At 39.3% G+C, this 18,079-nt stretch carries 15 protein-coding genes; 1 reads left to right on the top strand and 14 read right to left on the bottom strand.

Features of this window, described 5'->3' with window-relative positions:
- Positions 1–249: 249 nt before the first annotated feature.
- Positions 250–657: a hypothetical protein gene (locus tag HJP15_RS01155; protein WP_170172861.1), complete on the top strand. Its 408-nt coding sequence runs from the start codon at positions 250–252 to the stop codon at positions 655–657.
- A 393-nt stretch (positions 658–1,050) separates the two neighbouring features.
- On the opposite strand, the gene HJP15_RS01150 is transcribed toward HJP15_RS01155, so the two are convergent.
- From HJP15_RS01150 to HJP15_RS01090, 14 genes are all read right to left on the bottom strand, one after another.
- Complete coding sequence (locus tag HJP15_RS01150) at positions 1,051–3,774, bottom strand: TonB-dependent receptor domain-containing protein (protein ID WP_054203707.1); 2,724 nt, start codon at positions 3,772–3,774, stop codon at positions 1,051–1,053.
- Between the two features lie 72 nt (positions 3,775–3,846).
- On the bottom strand, positions 3,847–5,457 hold the full coding sequence (locus HJP15_RS01145; RefSeq protein ID WP_054203708.1) for a beta-helix domain-containing protein: 1,611 nt from the start codon (positions 5,455–5,457) through the stop codon (positions 3,847–3,849).
- Positions 5,458–5,777: 320 nt separating this feature from the next.
- Positions 5,778–7,085, bottom strand: coding sequence for a tetratricopeptide repeat protein (locus HJP15_RS01140; protein ID WP_054203709.1), 1,308 nt, complete (start codon positions 7,083–7,085; stop codon positions 5,778–5,780).
- Between the two features lie 33 nt (positions 7,086–7,118).
- Complete coding sequence (locus HJP15_RS01135) at positions 7,119–7,724, bottom strand: energy transducer TonB (protein WP_054203710.1); 606 nt, start codon at positions 7,722–7,724, stop codon at positions 7,119–7,121.
- Between the two features lie 9 nt (positions 7,725–7,733).
- A complete protein-coding gene (locus HJP15_RS01130; protein WP_054203711.1) occupies positions 7,734–8,144 on the bottom strand; it encodes an ExbD/TolR family protein in 411 nt (136 codons plus the stop codon).
- A 51-nt stretch (positions 8,145–8,195) separates the two neighbouring features.
- Positions 8,196–8,723, bottom strand: coding sequence for a MotA/TolQ/ExbB proton channel family protein (locus HJP15_RS01125; protein WP_054203712.1), 528 nt, complete (start codon positions 8,721–8,723; stop codon positions 8,196–8,198).
- 3 nt (positions 8,724–8,726) lie between these two features.
- On the bottom strand, positions 8,727–10,094 hold the full coding sequence (locus HJP15_RS01120; RefSeq protein ID WP_054203713.1) for a MotA/TolQ/ExbB proton channel family protein: 1,368 nt from the start codon (positions 10,092–10,094) through the stop codon (positions 8,727–8,729).
- A 10-nt stretch (positions 10,095–10,104) separates the two neighbouring features.
- Entirely contained in the window at positions 10,105–10,857 is a 753-nt protein-coding gene (locus tag HJP15_RS01115; RefSeq protein ID WP_170172860.1) for a DUF3450 domain-containing protein, read from the bottom strand.
- Between the two features lie 220 nt (positions 10,858–11,077).
- The gene (locus HJP15_RS01110; protein ID WP_349304606.1) at positions 11,078–11,500 is read right to left on the bottom strand and encodes a DsbA family protein; all 423 of its coding nucleotides are present in this window, start codon (positions 11,498–11,500) and stop codon (positions 11,078–11,080) included.
- A gap of 15 nt (positions 11,501–11,515) precedes the next feature.
- Positions 11,516–11,662 (bottom strand): hypothetical protein, encoded by a 147-nt coding sequence (locus tag HJP15_RS22260; protein WP_342884336.1) that lies wholly within the window; start codon positions 11,660–11,662, stop codon positions 11,516–11,518.
- A 30-nt stretch (positions 11,663–11,692) separates the two neighbouring features.
- On the bottom strand, positions 11,693–12,784 hold the full coding sequence (locus HJP15_RS01105; RefSeq protein ID WP_054203715.1) for a GGDEF domain-containing protein: 1,092 nt from the start codon (positions 12,782–12,784) through the stop codon (positions 11,693–11,695).
- Positions 12,785–12,816: 32 nt separating this feature from the next.
- Positions 12,817–14,706, bottom strand: a complete 1,890-nt coding sequence (locus tag HJP15_RS01100) for a methyl-accepting chemotaxis protein (RefSeq protein WP_054203716.1) — start codon at positions 14,704–14,706, stop codon at positions 12,817–12,819.
- Positions 14,707–14,946: 240 nt separating this feature from the next.
- Positions 14,947–15,714: a basic secretory protein-like protein gene (locus HJP15_RS01095; protein ID WP_235575685.1), complete on the bottom strand. Its 768-nt coding sequence runs from the start codon at positions 15,712–15,714 to the stop codon at positions 14,947–14,949.
- Between the two features lie 3 nt (positions 15,715–15,717).
- Positions 15,718–18,075: a GH92 family glycosyl hydrolase gene (locus tag HJP15_RS01090; protein WP_170172859.1), complete on the bottom strand. Its 2,358-nt coding sequence runs from the start codon at positions 18,073–18,075 to the stop codon at positions 15,718–15,720.
- Between the last annotated feature and the right edge of the window lie 4 nt (positions 18,076–18,079).

Genomic DNA, 18,079 nt, shown 5'->3' with positions numbered 1-18,079 from the left:
TAAAAATTAAAATTCATTGCGTGAGATTTAATTTTTAGAACCGATAATCTAGCACTGTGATCAAAGCAAAACCAGCGTTACTCATAGAACATAAAATTTTTTCATATTCAATGTCGTTGTTACACCATTGTGTAACTTAATCTAAACACGCCCTAGCTTCATACAAATGAAATACATAAAAATTATGATTATTGAGCACTTTGGAATTGGATGTATTGTGTATCAATTTATTAAAAAAGGACCTATCACATGAAAGCACTCTATCTAGGTAGTATAATTGCCAGCTTGTTCTCTTTGAGCGCATTTGCACAAACAAATGACAACATCGAAGAATCACTTACTTCCTTTGCAAGCTCAACTACGAGCATTGAACAAAAACTAGGGGCAACTCGCCGCTCATCAACCGTTATTTATAACAACCCAACAGTGAGAGTTAATAATAGTTATAGAAATATGTTTGTAGGCTCTCTTACTGGCAATCAGTTTTGTAAAGAGCAAGGCCATAAGCAAGAGGTAACAGGCAGTACAATAAAGTGTGGCGAAGATGAATCGGCCTATGCAAACTATGATTGGTATGATAGTCAGTGGGTATTAAAAAGCACAGGTAGCAAAAATCAGTGTTATCCGTTATACGCTAGCATTAAGTGCGGTAACTAAAAGCAATAAAGAACCCGGTAAAGACTGGGTTCTTACTCCATCGTAACCCCAAGCCAGCAGAACATTGATATCAACTTAAGCCCACCAGCATGAATTAACTTCCACTATTAAAATAACGCGTATACCCAAACAACCTCAAGATGCGAGCGTCGTTGGAATTAAAAGCGATTTAGGCAAGGCATTGATTGCAAGTAATAGTGGTTCTATTATTAAAATCAATCCCTTATAAAAGTAACGCCTTGATATTAAGCCTCTGTGAAACGCTGAATTCTGCATCTTGAGGTGGCTTCGGTATATAACTATTCATTTCATAAGTAACAAGTAATAAAAAGCCCTACACTTGGCAGGGCTCGGTAATAATAGCTTATTGTTACTGCCGTTTATTAGAGAGTGTTAAAACTCGTAACTAAAGCTCACACTTAACTCTCTAGGCGTTTCTTGAGAACGAATTAGTACATCATTTTGCTCTACTTCAAAACTTTGTCCCAACATATTTTTCGCTTTAAATGTCAGTGTGGTATTAAACGTTGGATAATAACTATAAACCATGTCTAACGAGTTTAAAGGTTGCTCGTAAGCATCATCAAAGTTATTTACTCCCGCAGCTAAAATACGATCACCAAATACATTGTAGATAACAGATGCTTGATGCATGCCATCATGCGAATCGTAATTCAATTGCAAATTAGCAACATATTTTGAGTGGCCAGTCATACGTCGTTTTAGGTTTGTCAGATCGCCGCGCTGCTCCTGTGCAATTTCAACTTCTGAATCACTGAGAGTTAAATTACCTGAAGTAAAGAAAGCACCGCCGAGTAAATCACTATGTAACTCTGTTAACCATTCAGCTTCAATACCGTAAACATAGGCGGTGTCTGCATTATCAAACTGCAAAGTAAAACGGCCGTCGCTTTCTGTTAATAGCGCTTCAATTGGCTTATCAATATCTTTATAGAATGCGCCAACTGAGTAGTTATCGCCATTATCCATATAAAATTCGATGCGCGCATCAAAGTTATCTAAATAACTAGATTCTAAGTAAGGGTTACCCAGTGTTCGATAACCCGTAAGCGGGTCTTGAAATTGAACTGGGCTTAACTCTCGTAAATCAGGACGAACAACAGTGCTGCCATAACCAAAACGAATTTGATACGAGTCTTGGCTATATGTCATAGATAACGATGTAAAAAACTCATCTTCCATCACACTTGCTTGCTCTATTGCTTGTGCACTTAACTTGTCAGCAAGTAAAGCAGGATCAAATGCTGAACGAGAAAAAGCGAGCGCAACTTGGCGGAAGTCTTCGTAACGTACACCACCACTTACACGCCAATCTTGAGCAAATGTTATGTCAAAAGAGCCATAATAAGCATCTATCATTTGTGCTGCTAAGTAATCATCGGCGGTTGGTTCTTGGAACAACAACTCGACACCAGTTGAGTCAATAACTGAATCATTAGCAAAATAACTGCCTATTGAAAGTGCTTCGTCTTCACTTTGTGCTAAATCGAGTGACTGAGTTTGGCTAAAACGATAATTGAAAAAGTCAGTACGGTAATCACGTGTTTTTTCAACAAAATAACCACCACCTGCAATCTCAACTTCTGCGTTATCAAAGTAGAAAACTTTGTTTACGTTAACGCCCCAGTTTTCGACATCATCTTCTAACTCAACAAATCGATACAGATAAGGGTTACCGCCTAAGCTACCATTGTAAAAAGTGCGTTGGTATTTACCATCTAAGTACTCATCACGAACCGTTACTGTAAGCTCTCCAGGAATACTCGTTGTCGCTGTTGAATCAGTATATTGCCAATCAACGCCAACACCTTCAAGCAAGCCCCAATCTAGGTTGTGCATACCGCGAAGTTGGAGTATCTCAAGTTCGCGCTCTTCGAAAGATGTTAAGTGGCTACGTTGTAATTGCCCAGCATCAATACTTAGTGATTTTGACGGTTCTTGATATAACGCAACAGAGGCTTCATCTTCAGTGTCTCGCAACATCATATAAGTAGCGGTTAAATCATGTCCCTTAATTTTATACCCTAAATTAACTGAGCTATTTAACTTTATATTATGCTTTGTCGATACTTCTTTTTCTGTTGCCGAATAACACGTAAAGTCATCTTTTGAACATGCGGACTCAGATGCGTCAACAGAAGACAGTACAGCGCTAAACTTCTCAGCATTAGACCATTCATTTTCATAGGCAACGGATGCTAGAAAACCAAAAGATCCGCCTAAGCCAAATAAATTATCAAAACGGTCGCCATAAACAGCTTTAATACCGGCATCAGGGTTTAAGCTTTCTTTTTCTAAGCCAAAATCTCTTGGTAATGCTTTTGCTAAACTTTTATTTAAATCTATCGCAGCGGCTTGACCAATATCAGTGCCTTGACGTTTTGACTCTACATCTCTTATGTTTCTATATGAGATATCAGACAGGCCATTAATATAGGTATTTAGCGCTGTTCTAATTGTACTAGGTAATGCTCGCGTGCCATCATCCTGACCTAGCCAATCATCACTGCCGCCATTATACGTATAGCCTTCGTCGTTTGTATCTTTGTAACTAGCGCCAATTTCAACTTTAAACAAAGTGTCACTTGGTATGCTCTTCGTTCTGATATTTACATCACCACCGCCAAAAGCTGCGGGCATATTAGGTGAATAAGCCTTTTGAACAGCCAATGATTCAATAATACTTGATGGAAAGATATCAAGTGGAATTACATTTCGCGTTAGATCTGGGCTCGGCACTATTGCGCCATTTAAACGTACACTTGAGTAGCGCTCACCTAATCCACGTACATAAATAAACTTATCATTAACTAATGATAAGCCTGTAACACGACGAAGTGCCGAAGCGGCGTCACTGTCACCTGTTCGCGATATTTGCTCAGAACCCATTATATCAGCGACGAAAGCCTGATTTTTACGCTCATCTATTACCGCACTGGCACTGCCTTTGAGACGTGTGCCTGTTGCAACAACTTCTTCTATTGCTTCTTCATCTATTATTTCTTGTGCTTGATCAGCGAAAGAATGAAATGAAGAAAAAAGGGAGAGCAGAGATAAAGTTATTAGATTGGTTTTAAACTGCTTTTGATGTTTCATATTTATATCCTCTAAACCTAAAATTCCCTTAAAAAAGGCGCCGTAGCGCCTTGTAATTAGAGCCGGTCTAGATTAATTACTAGCGCGTTGTAAAGATGCGGCTACAAAATCAGCCCACTCGCTTGATTCACCGTCTTTAAGTGCACCAATGTAGCCTGCATTAGTAAAGAAAGAGTTAACTTCGCTCATGTCTTTAGCTGTTGTAGCAACAGCAGTACCCTGTGAATCAGTAATTGTTGCCGCTGTTGAAACACCATCAGCACCTAGTACATTTGTAAAATCAGCAAAACCAATCAACTGGTTGTTTTCACCACCCGTAAACCAAGTATTTACATCAAAACTTGCTAGTGCACCCGTTAAAGGCGTATTCACGTCTTCAAAGTTCTTACCACACGCAAATATTGAGCTCATAAATGCGATATCGCCATTATTTGCATTGGCATGAACACCTGCATCACCTGATTTGTCTTTTTCATTATATAAGTCAAAACAGCCTGCACCATCTACTGACGAAGAGTTAACAAATAACATGTTAGCTAATTGTGCTTTGCCCCACTCTTTCATTTCCATACCAGCACCAGTTCGACGCCCTTCTGCGCCTTGGTCACCCGTAGTTACAACAGTTGCATTAGCAATTGTTGGGTTAGAAACGCTCGTCACTAAATCTTGTGCATCTGCTGATAATGGGTCAACCTTTGCACCATCAGTTTCAAAGCCATGATTACCATATTCATTTGAACGTACAAGAATGAATTGTCCATACCCTTTCCAACCTTCATCCCAGTCAATACCATCATCACCTGTATCAGTGATAACAATGTGCTTGAGGTTAACGCTACCACCAAATAGTTCAATACCATCATCAAAACCATTATGAACATGCACATAATCAATCGTTGTGCCTGAACCAACAGCATTAAGAGTTAAACCGTTAAGCTCATCACCTTCAACACCAAAACCTGCATATTTAATAACAATGTGCTTGAGGATACCGCTGCTATCTTGCGGATCGTTACCGCCATAGTACGATACAATGCCTTCTGCAGAGTGGTTACACATATCCTGTGCAGCAGCAGCGGCTGTACAACGAATAGAATGACCACGGCCATTTACCTGAACGCCACCCCAGTCACCTATTTGTGCTGTTGTTGAATCATCACCATCAACCTCTTTGATACTGGTGAAAATGATTGGCTTATCTACTTCACCAATTGCTTCGATATTTGCACCACGAGCAACACGAATAAAGCTCTCAGGCTTAGTAAAAGCAATTGTTGAACCTGCTTCAATTGATAATGTAGGACCATTGCCATCAATTGTAGCGCCAGTTGATGTGTCTACATCATCACCAATAAATAATGCACCTTCAAACACGTGTGCGCCGCCATTGCCTAAGGCAGAGATTACAAAAGAGCTGGTAATTTCTTTTGCGTTACTTGCAAATGCTTGACTGTAAATACAGTTAACACCTTCAGCTTCACCTGTAAATGTAGCTCCATCTAATGTGTATGTAGCGCAATTTAAGGTCTCACCACCGTTATTGCCACCACCTGAATTATCTACACTATTGTCTACACTGTTATCTACTGTTGTAGGTGTAACATTAATATCACCACCACCACAGCCAGCAAGAGTCATTGCAGCAGCCACTAGGCTGACTTTAAATAAACCAGATAATTTCATTGTTCACTCCGTTAAAGTATTTAATTATTTTGTTAGCGCATTAAGTAAAACTCAAGTCACTTTAAAGCACGAAAGCCATGCCTTAAGGTCACTTGAGCCTTAGAACGAGCACTACAATACGGGAGGTGTATGACAGCGAGGTTACACTTTAATAAACATAAAATGACAATGTGCATTTTTGACTAAAAAACCAATTATCCTTATATAACAAATTGTTAAAAACGAAAAAAACCGCCCGAAGGCGGTTTTGGTGTTGCGATTATAAACTCAAGATATGATCAGCTCATAGCCCACTTTATGTCATTTAAATTACGACAATATTAAAGCAGTGCTGTGCGTAAGGTTTCAGCATGGAGCTTTTCACGCTTGACGTATTTGATCCATTGTTCAGCTAATCGCTGAGATTTTTTATGTTTTTCAGCTTGTTCAAACGCCAATATAGATGCATCAAAATTTTGTAAACTGTATTGCGCCATACCTAATGCTACATAAGCATTAGATTCAAAATCGAGTGATCCTTTCTCTAGCGCTTTACGAGCTGCATCGGCAGCGTCTTCATACTTTTCAAGGTTAACGTACACCTCTGCTAGACGTTGCTCGTACTTACCGTGATCTGACTGCTGTGCAGCTTTACTAAAATAAGGTATTGATTTTTCTTCTTCTTTTGCTTGTATCATGGCTTCTGCGATAAAAGCATAATTTTTTGCTGTCGCTTGGACTATCTCATTATCTATTGCAGTACTCATAACATTCGCCGCTTTATAAGCGAGGCCATTATATAGATACACTTGCGATAACTGCCGAAGGTCTGATTTTGACGTTAAAAAACCTTGCTGATAGGCAGCTTCAAAAATAGCTAACTGTTCTTTCTCCTTGCCAGTTTCACCATACATGCCGCCAAGCTGCACCCAATATTGGGGCTTATTATACAGTTTAACCATACGCTCTAATACTGTAACGACTTTATCTGTATTACCGAGCGAATAGTACATAGCGCGTTGCAAAACAAGCCAATTTTCTTTTGGCTCTTTCCCTTCACTATCGCTTAGTGCAATTGCATGCTCGATATTATTAATACCATTTTGATAATCTTTTAACTGATAATAAGCCTGTGATTTAAGCACATAGTACGCGTCTGTTTTAGGCTTGGTATTGATTGTGTCCCACTGCGCTAAAAAGTTTAAGGTTTTGTTGTAGTCGCTATTTGCCATTGCTAGTTGCGCTAAACTAAAGCTGGTACTTAAACGAAGAGATTCTGGGATCTCATCCTCAGCAATCACTTTTTCAAACGATGCTATCGCTTTGGTTAAATCATTCTCGTTGTAATAAATAAAACCATAAAAATTGTACATCATGGCCTTTTCATACGAGTTCATACTTGATGAACGCTCGTTAATGTCGTCAAGTGCAGCAAGACCCGCTTGTGCATCACCATCATCTGCAAGCTTTTGTGCACGCGCCAATTGGCTATACACTTTTTCACGTAGCGCTGGTACACGCTTTGTTTTAATTTCATCTGCGTAGGCTGTCGCCACATTAATGCCTGGTAACATACTCACTAAGCTTGGTAGTGTAATACTTGCACTCAATGCTAAAGAACAAAAGAATGCTGTTTTTAATAGTTTCATAATCGCCTCGTTTCTCTATCCAATTATTAAGGGCTAGCCGTTTATCTGGAAAGAAATTTTATTCTGTACACCCGCAACTTCAACCGCTTCACCGTCTACTACGCGTGGTTTATATTTAAATTTAAGAGCGGCATCCATCGCTGCCTGATCAAACAATGACTCTGGCTCAGCTTTTACTACTTTTGCATCACGTACTGTGCCTTGCCTGGTTACTGTAAATTCAACAATCACATACCCTTCAATACCACGCGATAAAGCGCGACGCGGATAAACGGGTGCCACTTTTACAATGGGTAGGTATTCACCATCACTTGAATCAAGCGCTAAGCCACCGCTTAAACTCACATCAGCGTCCACACTGGCACCAAAATCAAAATTAGCTGCACTGGCATTAGGATCACTATTTTGCATTTGTGGTGATTCCATTGGCGGCGGTGGCTCTTTTGGTGTGGGTGGTTTTTGAGGCTTACGCTCTTTCTTTTGTACACTCTCTTCTTTTTTAAGACGCACAAAATCAAGTACATTGCCTTTGGCAGGCTCAGTCATCGCCCCCTCGCCACCGGTAATAAGTGCCTGCATGCCTAAAAACAGCATAAAAGTCACAACACCGGCAATAAATAATGCTACTAAATAACGCATTATGCTTCCTTAGGCCTCTTGTGCCGCAATAGATACGTCAAACACGCCTGCTGCACGCGCTGCATCCATTACCTTGATAAGTGTGTCAGTGGTTGATTTTTTATCAGCTTGAATAACCACACTGCCTTGTGGGTTTTCTGCTTTTAGGCGCTCAATATTCGCTTGCACTGCCCGCACATCAACTTGGCGTTTGTTGATCCAAATTTCGCCTTCGTCTGAAATAGCGACTAAGATATTTGCCCGTTCTTTTTTAACAGCTGTAGCCGCTTCAGGACGATTTACATCAATACCCGCTTCTTTAACAAACGAGGCGGTAACAATAAAGAAAATGAGCATGATGAAAACAACATCCAACATAGGTGTCATGTTAATTTCTTCTGCTTCATCTTCTTGAAAAAGACTTCCTAATGGGGCTCTCATTTTATTCTCCTGATGCATGCGGCTGTCGCCGCATGCTAAAAAATTATTGTTTTAATGGTCTAAAACCATACTGTCTTCAAGTAGTGCAACTTCGCGCTTCGCTTTACGCTGTAAATACGTTGAAGCGAATACGCCGGATAACGCCCCCACCATGCCTGCCATTGTTGGGATAGTTGCTTTTGAGACACCGGATGCCATAGAACGTGCACTGCCTGTGCCTGTTATCGCCATAACATCAAACACTTCTATCATGCCAGTTACCGTACCGAGTAAACCTAACAACGGACATAACGCAACCATCACATTAATAAGCGCTAAATTAGCGTTTAATCTCATCCCTGCACGTGAAATAGTGGCTTGGCGTATTTGCTCTGCGTTCCAGCTATTACGCTCATTACGCCCTGTCCAACTTGTTTTAACAGTATGCTTGTAGTGCCTAAAACCATTAAAAAAGTATATAAATCGCTCGAGTATCAATAACCACATCGCGAAGATTAACACTCCGATGACCAATAGAACTTGGCCACCAGTGTCGAGAAAATCACGGATAGCATTGATTGAATCAATCAATAGCACCATGGGTTATGCTCCCTTTTCGCTACGCTCAGCGATAATACCCGCGCTTTGCTCTTGTAAGATAAGTAGCAAGTTTTTAGAGCGTGTATTCAATAAGGTGTATAAAAATACTGTTGGGATAGCCACAACCAAACCAAGTACCGTTGTGACGAGTGCTTGTGAGATACCACCTGCCATTAATTTAGGATCCCCCGTACCAAACAAAGTTATTGCTTGGAAGGTATTAATCATACCCGTTACTGTACCTAGTAAACCTAAAAGCGGTGCAACCACTGAGATAATTTTAATCAGTGTTAAGTTACGTGTAATTTTTGGCATTTCACGTAAAATAGCTTCGCTTAGTTTCAGCTCAAGGGTGTCGTATGCAACAGACGGGTATTGGTCTTTTACTTTCATTACACGACCAAGCGGGTTGTCATCACGTGGTACGTCATCTTTAAGTTGACGACGAATTCTGCCACCCATCAGCATTAACGAAATAAAGCGTTCAATGGCAATTAATAGTGCTAATAAACCAACACCTAGAATCACATAACCCACTGCACCGCCTTGATGTACTTGCTCAGTGGTATCTGGCGCTTGTACAAGTAAACCAAGGATAGAGCCACCTGTTGGGTCAAGTGCAAATTGCACAGTCCCTGATGACGCTTGTTGTAAGTCTGCTGCAGTTGACGTAAAACGTCCTACTGGCTGGCGAGTTAATTCACTTAGCGTATTTGTGCTGGCGTTATATTCTAAATATTTACCTTGTGAAATAAGGTTAAATGCACCAACACGCATAACTTCTTGCTGTGCTTTATTGCCACCTTCAACAATGACATCCGTCGTAAAGCGAGACACTTTACCTTGCTCTGTCATTTCACGTTGCAGCTCGTACCATACTTGTTCAATGTCTTCGATTGATGCAAGCTTAGACGTTGATCCCATTTTTTGAGCCAGATCATCCATAAATTGACCGCGCCCTGGTAATTGGGCAGAAACAACAGAGGTTGCAAACTTATTGCTTGAGTCTCCAGCAACTTGCTGCAGTACACCAAATAACTCTTTCAACGAACCCATTCGTTTAGATAATGTATCCGTTTGATTGGCTAGCTTAATTTCATTTCCTTCAAACAGTGTTTCAAGACGCTCTGATTCAGAAAGCATATTGTTACGCTGTGCTTGAGTATTTTTGAGCATTTGCACTTGATCATTTTGTCGTGCGATAAACTCTTGCTCACGTTGCTTGTTCTCGACCGATTGCTGTGTTTTACCTTGCTCTAAGGTTTTAAGTAATGAATCTAAATCCATAGCATCTGCAGCAAATGTGCTGCCAGCAAAGCCAAGTGTTGCGCCAAATAAAGCGATTTTGGTCATTTTTGTAAAAAGTGTCATTTTTAACCTCTTAATCCGCAGCGTGAACTGGCAGTGTTAACATATCTGGGGCTAGTTGTTTACGTGCTATGCGTAAACCTTTATTAATTTGACTGATTGTTGAATCTGGTAGCGCGACAAAACCATTACTATCTTGATCCCACGAACCTGCTTTTTTACCGTCACGAGTCAGATAAATAAGCTCTAAACGACCGATGCGAAGAAAATCAACTTCACGCTCTTGCCCATCAACATCAAGCAAAGCCGTATACGCTTCAATTGTGCGGCCATAATCTACTTCAACTTGATAGGCTTCTAATACACGACGGAATTTTTCACTTGCGTTAATATCCGCTCTGTCCATCATGGTTTTTAAAGAGGCTAAACGTTTTTCGCGTTCATCAGTAAGAAACGGCACGTCAAGGGCAACAAATTGCTCTAAACCTGTGATCATACGTAGCATTAAAGGGGTAATTTGACGCTCTATAATAGAAACCTGATCCATTGAAAGGCTCAAAGCTTCCATTTCTGACATTTGATTGCTCAGTTGCTTACTTAACTGCGCGTTATAAACAGTTAAACCGTCTATTTCTTTATTAAGGGTTTTAAACTGTTGTAAACGCCCTTGCATTGAATCTGCAATCTTGTCTATTTTTGTTTGTGATTGCGCAGCTGATTTATTAATTTCACTGCTTTTATCGATAACCTTATTTAAATCATTTGCTTGGACTGTCGCACTCATGGCCACAATACCTGCTAAGATCAATGGTTTAACGCCTTTCATCGCATACACCTTTACTCGTTAATTAGCGGATTTGCTAGTTGCTTAATATCAATGCACGAGATTCTATAGGTGAAAAATGACAAGGGTGTTGCGCAAAAAAGTCTATTTCATGACAACCGTCATAATTACAACGTTTAAAGGTATTAATTCTAAGGATAAATAGTAAGAAGTGATTTTTTTAAGCAGCCGCAGAGAATATATGCTCAGATTAATTGAGGCGTTAAGATTGAGTCAATACGTCACGAATACGTGTAATAACGTCATCAGCATTCGTGTAGTTAATAGCAATTGCATAATATTGATTCTGATAATAAAGCACCAGTAATGGAAAACCATGAACCGGTAATTGCTGAACAAATTGAAGCTCTTGCTGAAATTCCTGATTCAGAAGGTCACTGCCAAATAATTGTAAGAACTCATTGGTATCTATTCCTACTTGTTGAGCAAATGAGAGCAAGTCATCGGCATTAGAGAGGTTTTTAGCTAATAAATAGTAACCTTTTTGAATCGCTTCAAGCATGGCGTGCTCTTTATTAAAGTACCGAGCAGTAATTACAGCACGACATGCCGGGTAAGTACTGCGTCTAGGCTCACAATTACGCCAAAAATCAAAATTAAATTCAGCCCCTGTTTGATCTGAAATTCGTTGCCAAGTCTGCTACAAAAACTTTTGCATACTCATTGCCATGGGCTCATCAAAATCCGGAGCTAGACCGCCAACTTTATAGACAATATCAAGTTCTGTGGCTAAGCGAGCTTGGATCTCTTGCCACGTTTTACTAAAATCCCAACACAAACTACACATAGGCTCATAAACATAGGGTTGCGTTATTATTCATGCTAATTCACCTGACATAACACAATTACGACCTGCGTGCTTAGCGTCATATAAACACTCATCTGCGCGTTTGACGGCTTGATTAAACTCAGATATTTTATTTACCTGCACAACACCAATACTGCAAGTAATGGTGGTTTTTTGCGTTTGAGTAAACATGATTGTTTGCGTTGAAATATACTCTCTAAATTTATCTGCAACATAAAAAGCGGCATCGGAGTCAATTCTAGGTAATATAACCATGAACTCCTCACCACCATAGCGTACTTTTATATCTGAAGAGCGTAACTGGGATTCAAGAAACGTGCTAAATTCAATAAGAACGTGATCACCAAAATCATGACCAAAGCTATCATTTATATATTTAAAGTTATCAAGATCCATAAGTAAAACTGTAAATGGAAAGTATTGTTCTGGCCGCGATTTAGCAAGCGGTAAAAAATGACTCGTAATAAATCGGCGATTGGCTAAGCCCGTTAGTTGATCTGTGTGTGCATCCTGTTTTTGTAATAGCGTCATATGCGCTATTTCCATATGACTTTTATTCCGAAAATACTCGCCTATAAAGGTAAATAAAAAGACTAAAATAAAAGACGCACTAAAGCGCACTTTTTCCGCATAACCGTATTTAACTTGTCCTATATCAGGGCCATATAGTAAAAAACACGACACACATAGTAAAACCGATACACCGATTAAGCCAATTCTTAAACCCAGCGTTGAAAATGCAACCACTGGGTAGAACATTAACCAATATAATGCCGTATTTTCTTTACCGCCAGTGTAAACAAGCGCGACACATAACATGCAGATAATACCCAGCACAAGCGCAGCAACCGCATTTAAATGCCCAGTACGCATAAAGTAAATTGCACACACTAAAAAAGTAATGTCCGATACGACTAACATGACAGTCAGTGGCTTAGCGTAAATATGATAATTGAGCACAACCAGTGTAGTGACTAAAACCAAAGCAATAGAGATCATAGTAAAAAACGTAAAAGCACGGCGTTGTTTTTCTGCACTATAGACACTTTCTATATTAATCAATTTAAGCCAACTTGGTTGGCTCGTATTCTGTTCAGGCATTATATATCTTTCATTTTTAAATCAGTGAGTTATTAGACTTTAAAACGTAATACCATTTTCTCTAACTCATCAAATTGTAGTTTAAGGTGTGTACATTCAGCTAAAGTATTATTTAAATTAAGCTGTCCTTGCTGTGACAATTCACTGATTGTATGAATATCGCTATCTAATGACTGTATGACGACATTTTGCTCAGTCGTAGCATTAGCAACGCTATGATTAACCTCATCGATTGATTCAATCGTTTTGGTAACTCCCGCCATTTTTTCACCAGCACCATGTGCTTGTTGAACGCTATTTTCACTTTCAATTAAGCTTGCTTTCATTACCGCTACAGCGCTGGCTGACCCTTGTTGTAATTGACTTACGGTGTTTTCAATTTCCTGCGTTGATTGTTGTGTGCGATGCGCCAACTGACGAACTTCATCTGCAACAACAGCAAAACCTCGCCCTGCCTCACCCGCTCGAGCAGCTTCAATTGCAGCGTTAAGAGCCAGTAAGTTCGTTTGCTCACTGACCCCTTTTATAACTTCAAGCACTTGGCCAATGCTTGCTGAATGCTCCGCTAAGCTATTAATTGTGGCTTGTGCTTTTTCCATATTTTCAGATAACACATTAATCGCATTAATATTATCAGTTAATGATTGCTGGCTTTGTACTGATTGCGAATTTGCTTCACTGGCTAGATTTGAGGCATTACTCGCACTGTTCGATATTTCAACGGCACTAGAAGAGAGTTGATTAATTGCAGTAGCCACATTATCTGTACGTTTGGTTTGATCGCCATACATATTAAGAGTTGACTGCGTTTGATCAACTAAACTCTCAACTGAACGTTCAAGTTCTATCGTTGTCGTTTTAACCTGCTCAATGGATGTGTGTATTTTATCAATAAAGGCATTAAAGTAACCTGAAAGTTCTCCAAATTCATCATTATTTTCAATAACTAAACGGCGAGTTAAATCACCTTCACCTTGTGCTATATCTTTTATTGCGTCATTTAAACGATGCATAGGCCGCATTAAATAACGCAAAGAAAACTGCATCATTAATACAATAGCAGTGATCCCAAGCAACATATAAATCGCGGCCATATTGCGAAAAGAATCAACAGAAGAAAATGCGATGCTTTTATCAATCACAACACCAAGATACCAGTCAACATTTTCAATGCCTTTAATTCGTGTAAATGACACAAGATGCTCTACACCATTAATATCTAATTCTACAAATTGAGGATCGAGAGTAAGTTTCTCACCTAGTAAATCAACCATTGATTTATCATTATATTGGGTCTGAGGGTGACTTAAAATACGCCCATCGCTATCGAGTAAAAAACCATAACCGAATCCTAAAAAATCTATTTCGTTAACAATTTTAGTAATGGTTTTCATATCAATATCAGCACCGGCTACCCCAGTGAAGCGCCCTGCAATAGTAATAGGCGCAACAGCAGATATAGTTAGCTCATTGGTAGTAACATCAATATAAGGGGTCGTAAATGCGGTTGTTGTTTTGTTTTCAACTAATTTATACCATGGTCGAGTTGTTGCGTCATAATCTGCGGGAAGCTGAATCGTTTGATCATTTAAAACAAATGTACCATCCGGTTTGCCAATATATGTATTTTTAAACCCACCAGCCATTTCAGCAGTATTTAATTGCGATAACGTGAGTGATTTTGCGTCATTCTCTTGATGTGTTTTAGCAACCGCTAAAACAATAGCTAACTTATCATTAAGCCAATTAGCTATATTTTGTGAAACTGATTGTGAGCTTTCTTGTAAAACAAGGGATAATTGTTGTTGCGTTTGTGTACGCATTGAAATGAAGTTATTTATAGTAAATAAACCAAGAACTAACACCAGCACAATTGACGCTGCGATCGTGACTTTAGTTGTAAATTTGAGAGAGCTTTGCATGGCAAACCTATTTTAATTTATTATTTTTATTAACAAATGACTTTGTAACAAAAATAGACCTATTTGTCTTATATAATTGTATTTAGTAACGACAATACAGTTAAAAACAATAATAAAGGATGATTAAATAGCTAACTGTGTTATCAATCCAGGTATTTAATAAGTATAGAATTAAAATAGAAATATGAAATAAAGTAACAAAAAAGGGGCTAATTATAGCCCCTTTTAACATTCTGAAACTTAAAGTAATGTTTGGTAATTATTCCACTCGCGTACAAGATTGATATTTAAATTACTTTCAAAGTTCTGCCATTGCCACGTTTTACCATCATTAGGGTCTAACTGTGCATTTAACTTAATGAGTAAATCACGGTGCTTATTCTTTTCAAGCCAATGTATAAAAAAAGCAGTTGTTTTATAACCATCGTTATAATTACCGCCAATTTTTCGTTGTGACATATCAACGTAGCCTGCTTTTATACGAACAACATCTGCAATGCCTTCAATAAGTGGTCCTATGTTTTTATAGTTTGCGTCATCAAGTTGATAGGCATGCGCAATTTCATGATACAAAACGCCAATCAATTCATCCGCCATAGCGCGTTTACCATGATCAGCTTGATACTTTTTCAGGTATTGCGCACTAATGTGAATTTTAGCACCACTAAAGTCACCTTCTTTGAACGCAACGCCATCCATATCTTCAAGACTAATTGCTAAAGTAGGTAACGCAGGTGCATTCGCTTGGTATTTATAAAGTAAGCGGGCAACATTATAGCTAACTTGTTGTACTAGCTCAGTGGTCAAATCACTCCACTGCGATAATTGCTCAGAACTTGTATTAGTAAGCGTAACCACTGGTAAATAAAACTGTTGCCATTGAATATCAGCGTTAAACTGCACGGGTTTTAATTGCTCGCTCACTGGTGTTTTAGCCATCACATTCGCACTCAACAGTAGAGTTATCAATGTTGACGCTGATAATGATTTTTTAGCAAAAGAAGTCACTTTCTATTCCTTATATTTACTAAGTGCAGGTGGGCGTGCTGAATGAGCTGTACCCCATGTTTTATTTGGTTTATCACCCATTTGGTAACGTAGTTCTCCACCATTGATTATTTCTGCATGCATTAAATAGTTACGTGTAAGTGGCTTACCATTGAGTGTTACTGATTGAATGTATAAATTTTCTTCGCTGATATCTTTAGCGAACGTTGTAAAACTTTTCCCTTTTGCGAGCTTTAAGGTCACTTTTTCTACTTGCGGAGCACCTATCGCGTAACTTAAATCACCCGGTGCCACTGGGTAAAAACCCATTGCCGAAAAAATATACCACGCTGACATTTGGCCAACATCATCATTACCTGCTAAACCGTCAGGCTTATCTGAGCTAAGTGTATCCATTATTTGGCGAATACGCTCTTGCGTGCGCCACGGTTTGCCTGCGTAATTATATAAATAAGCAATATGATGACTTGGCTCATTACCATGGGCATAGTTGCCTATTAGCCCTGCAATATCTTCATGTTCTTTGATCATGTCAGCTGAAAGGTGAGTGTCAAAAAGTGCATCTAAACGGCCTTCAAACTTATCGTCGCCTCCCATTAAGTCAATCAAACCAGCAACGTCATGCGGAACATAAAAGCTGTATTGATTTGAATTACCTTCTGTAAATGGCCCCATGTATTTTGCAGCTTCAGGGTTAAAATCAGGATTCCAATTACCTTTACTATCTTTGCCGCGCATGTAACCCGTTTGCTTATCAAATACATTTTTGTAGTTCATTGCACGAGCATAATATTCTTTTGCAAGCTGCTTTTTACCCATAGCGTTAAACATTTGTGCAATTGCAAAATCATCGTAAGCGTATTCTAATGTGATTGATACTGACTCAGGCAATACATCCATTGGCACATAGCCAAATTTTTTGTATTGAGGAATAGCATCATAAACCGGGTTATTGGCAGTATTAATTGTTGCTTCAACGGCTAAATCAATATCAAAGTCACGAATGCCTTTAAGGTACGCATCTGCAATAACGGACACTGCATGATAGCCTATCATAGTCCATGTTTCGTGGCCGTGGAATGACCAAATTGGCAACATATTTTCATAACTTTGCTGATAATGAACCAGCATTGATTGCACCATTGATGATACGCGATCAGGGTCGATTATCGTAAGTAGTGGATGAAGTGCACGATAAGTATCCCATAAACTAAATAAGGTGTAATGCTCAAACCCTTTACCTTCATGGATTTCACCATCAACGCCACGATACTGACCATTTACATCCTGATAAATATTGGGTGCTTGAAGCGCATGATATAACGCGGTGTAAAACTGACGCTTTTGGCTTTTTGTGCCTTCGACATCGACTTTATCTAAATAGGTTGCCCATTGTGCTTTTGCGTCAGCTCTTGTTTTATCAAAATCCCAGTGTGGCAGCTCTGTTTTCAAGTTTTCAAGTGCATTGCTTCTGCTCACCGCAGATAAACCCACTTTTATATAAAGCGGCTCATCTTTTAAACCATCAAAACTGGCAACAAACTTAACGGCTTTACCCGCTGCAATTTTCACTGCTTTATTTTCAATTGTTGAATGTTTTTCTTTGCCTAAACAATCCATACAGCGGTAACGTTTATCATCTTCATTAATAAAGTTATAGTCACTGATTGGTTTTGAAAATTCGATAGCAAAATACATCTGGCGGTTATTTGCCCAGCCATTCGTTGCACGATAAGCAACCAGTGTATGATCATCAATTAATCGAATGTCACTCCAAATTACTTTGTTTTCAAAATTATATATTGCAGCGGTTAAATCAATTAAAACATGCCCTGCATCAGTGTCATTGAACGTATATTTATGCATACCAACGCGTTGCGAGGCGGTAACTTGAGCTGTAATGTTATAGTCTTGTAATTCAACGCCATAGTAGCCTGGCTCTGACCACTCTTTATCGTGCGAAAAACGAGAACGATAGCCTGCCTCAGGATTTTCAGCGCTACCTGGTGTGGTTTTAATCTCACCGGTCATGGGCATGATCAACAAATCCCCCAGATCAGAATGCCCAGTGCCTGAAAAATGCGTATGCGAAAAACCAACGATAGTGTGATCATCATAATGATAACCTGCACAACGTTTGTATATTTCAGGCTGCGGTGATACCCCGCGCATCGGATTATCTGTATCTGGACTCAATTGCACCATTCCAAATGGGACCACTGCACCTGGAAACAAATGACCATCTCCACCTGTCCCTATAAACGTGTCTACCCATTGGGTATTTGAGTGCTGTGTTGCATACGTATTTAGACTCACTAAACTGCCACACAGCAACAGAGAAGTGTAGAAAGACGCTTTCATAGTC

This window comes from Pseudoalteromonas sp. NEC-BIFX-2020_002, assembly GCF_013002825.1.
Classification (GTDB): Bacteria; Pseudomonadota; Gammaproteobacteria; order Enterobacterales; family Alteromonadaceae; genus Pseudoalteromonas; species Pseudoalteromonas neustonica.
Note: the sequence above shows the minus strand (reverse complement) of the source record. Positions and strands in the feature narration are given on the sequence as shown.

Bases quoted from the DNA above. Each gene is read 5' to 3' on its own strand.
- HJP15_RS01130 (WP_054203711.1), bottom strand. From the start codon at position 8,144: ATGAGAGCCCCATTAGGAAGTCTTTTTCAAGAAGATGAAGCAGAAGAA.
- HJP15_RS01120 (WP_054203713.1), bottom strand. From the start codon at position 10,094: ATGACACTTTTTACAAAAATGACCAAAATCGCTTTATTTGGCGCAACA.
- HJP15_RS01140 (WP_054203709.1), bottom strand. From the start codon at position 7,085: ATGAAACTATTAAAAACAGCATTCTTTTGTTCTTTAGCATTGAGTGCA.
- HJP15_RS01135 (WP_054203710.1), bottom strand. From the start codon at position 7,724: ATGCGTTATTTAGTAGCATTATTTATTGCCGGTGTTGTGACTTTTATG.
- HJP15_RS22260 (WP_342884336.1), bottom strand. From the start codon at position 11,662: ATGTGTAGTTTGTGTTGGGATTTTAGTAAAACGTGGCAAGAGATCCAA.
- HJP15_RS01090 (WP_170172859.1), bottom strand. From the start codon at position 18,075: ATGAAAGCGTCTTTCTACACTTCTCTGTTGCTGTGTGGCAGTTTAGTG.
- HJP15_RS01100 (WP_054203716.1), bottom strand. From the start codon at position 14,706: ATGCAAAGCTCTCTCAAATTTACAACTAAAGTCACGATCGCAGCGTCA.
- HJP15_RS01145 (WP_054203708.1), bottom strand. From the start codon at position 5,457: ATGAAATTATCTGGTTTATTTAAAGTCAGCCTAGTGGCTGCTGCAATG.
- HJP15_RS01105 (WP_054203715.1), bottom strand. From the start codon at position 12,784: ATGCCTGAACAGAATACGAGCCAACCAAGTTGGCTTAAATTGATTAAT.
- HJP15_RS01150 (WP_054203707.1), bottom strand. From the start codon at position 3,774: ATGAAACATCAAAAGCAGTTTAAAACCAATCTAATAACTTTATCTCTG.
- HJP15_RS01155 (WP_170172861.1), top strand. From the start codon at position 250: ATGAAAGCACTCTATCTAGGTAGTATAATTGCCAGCTTGTTCTCTTTG.
- HJP15_RS01115 (WP_170172860.1), bottom strand. From the start codon at position 10,857: ATGAAAGGCGTTAAACCATTGATCTTAGCAGGTATTGTGGCCATGAGT.
- HJP15_RS01125 (WP_054203712.1), bottom strand. From the start codon at position 8,723: ATGGTGCTATTGATTGATTCAATCAATGCTATCCGTGATTTTCTCGAC.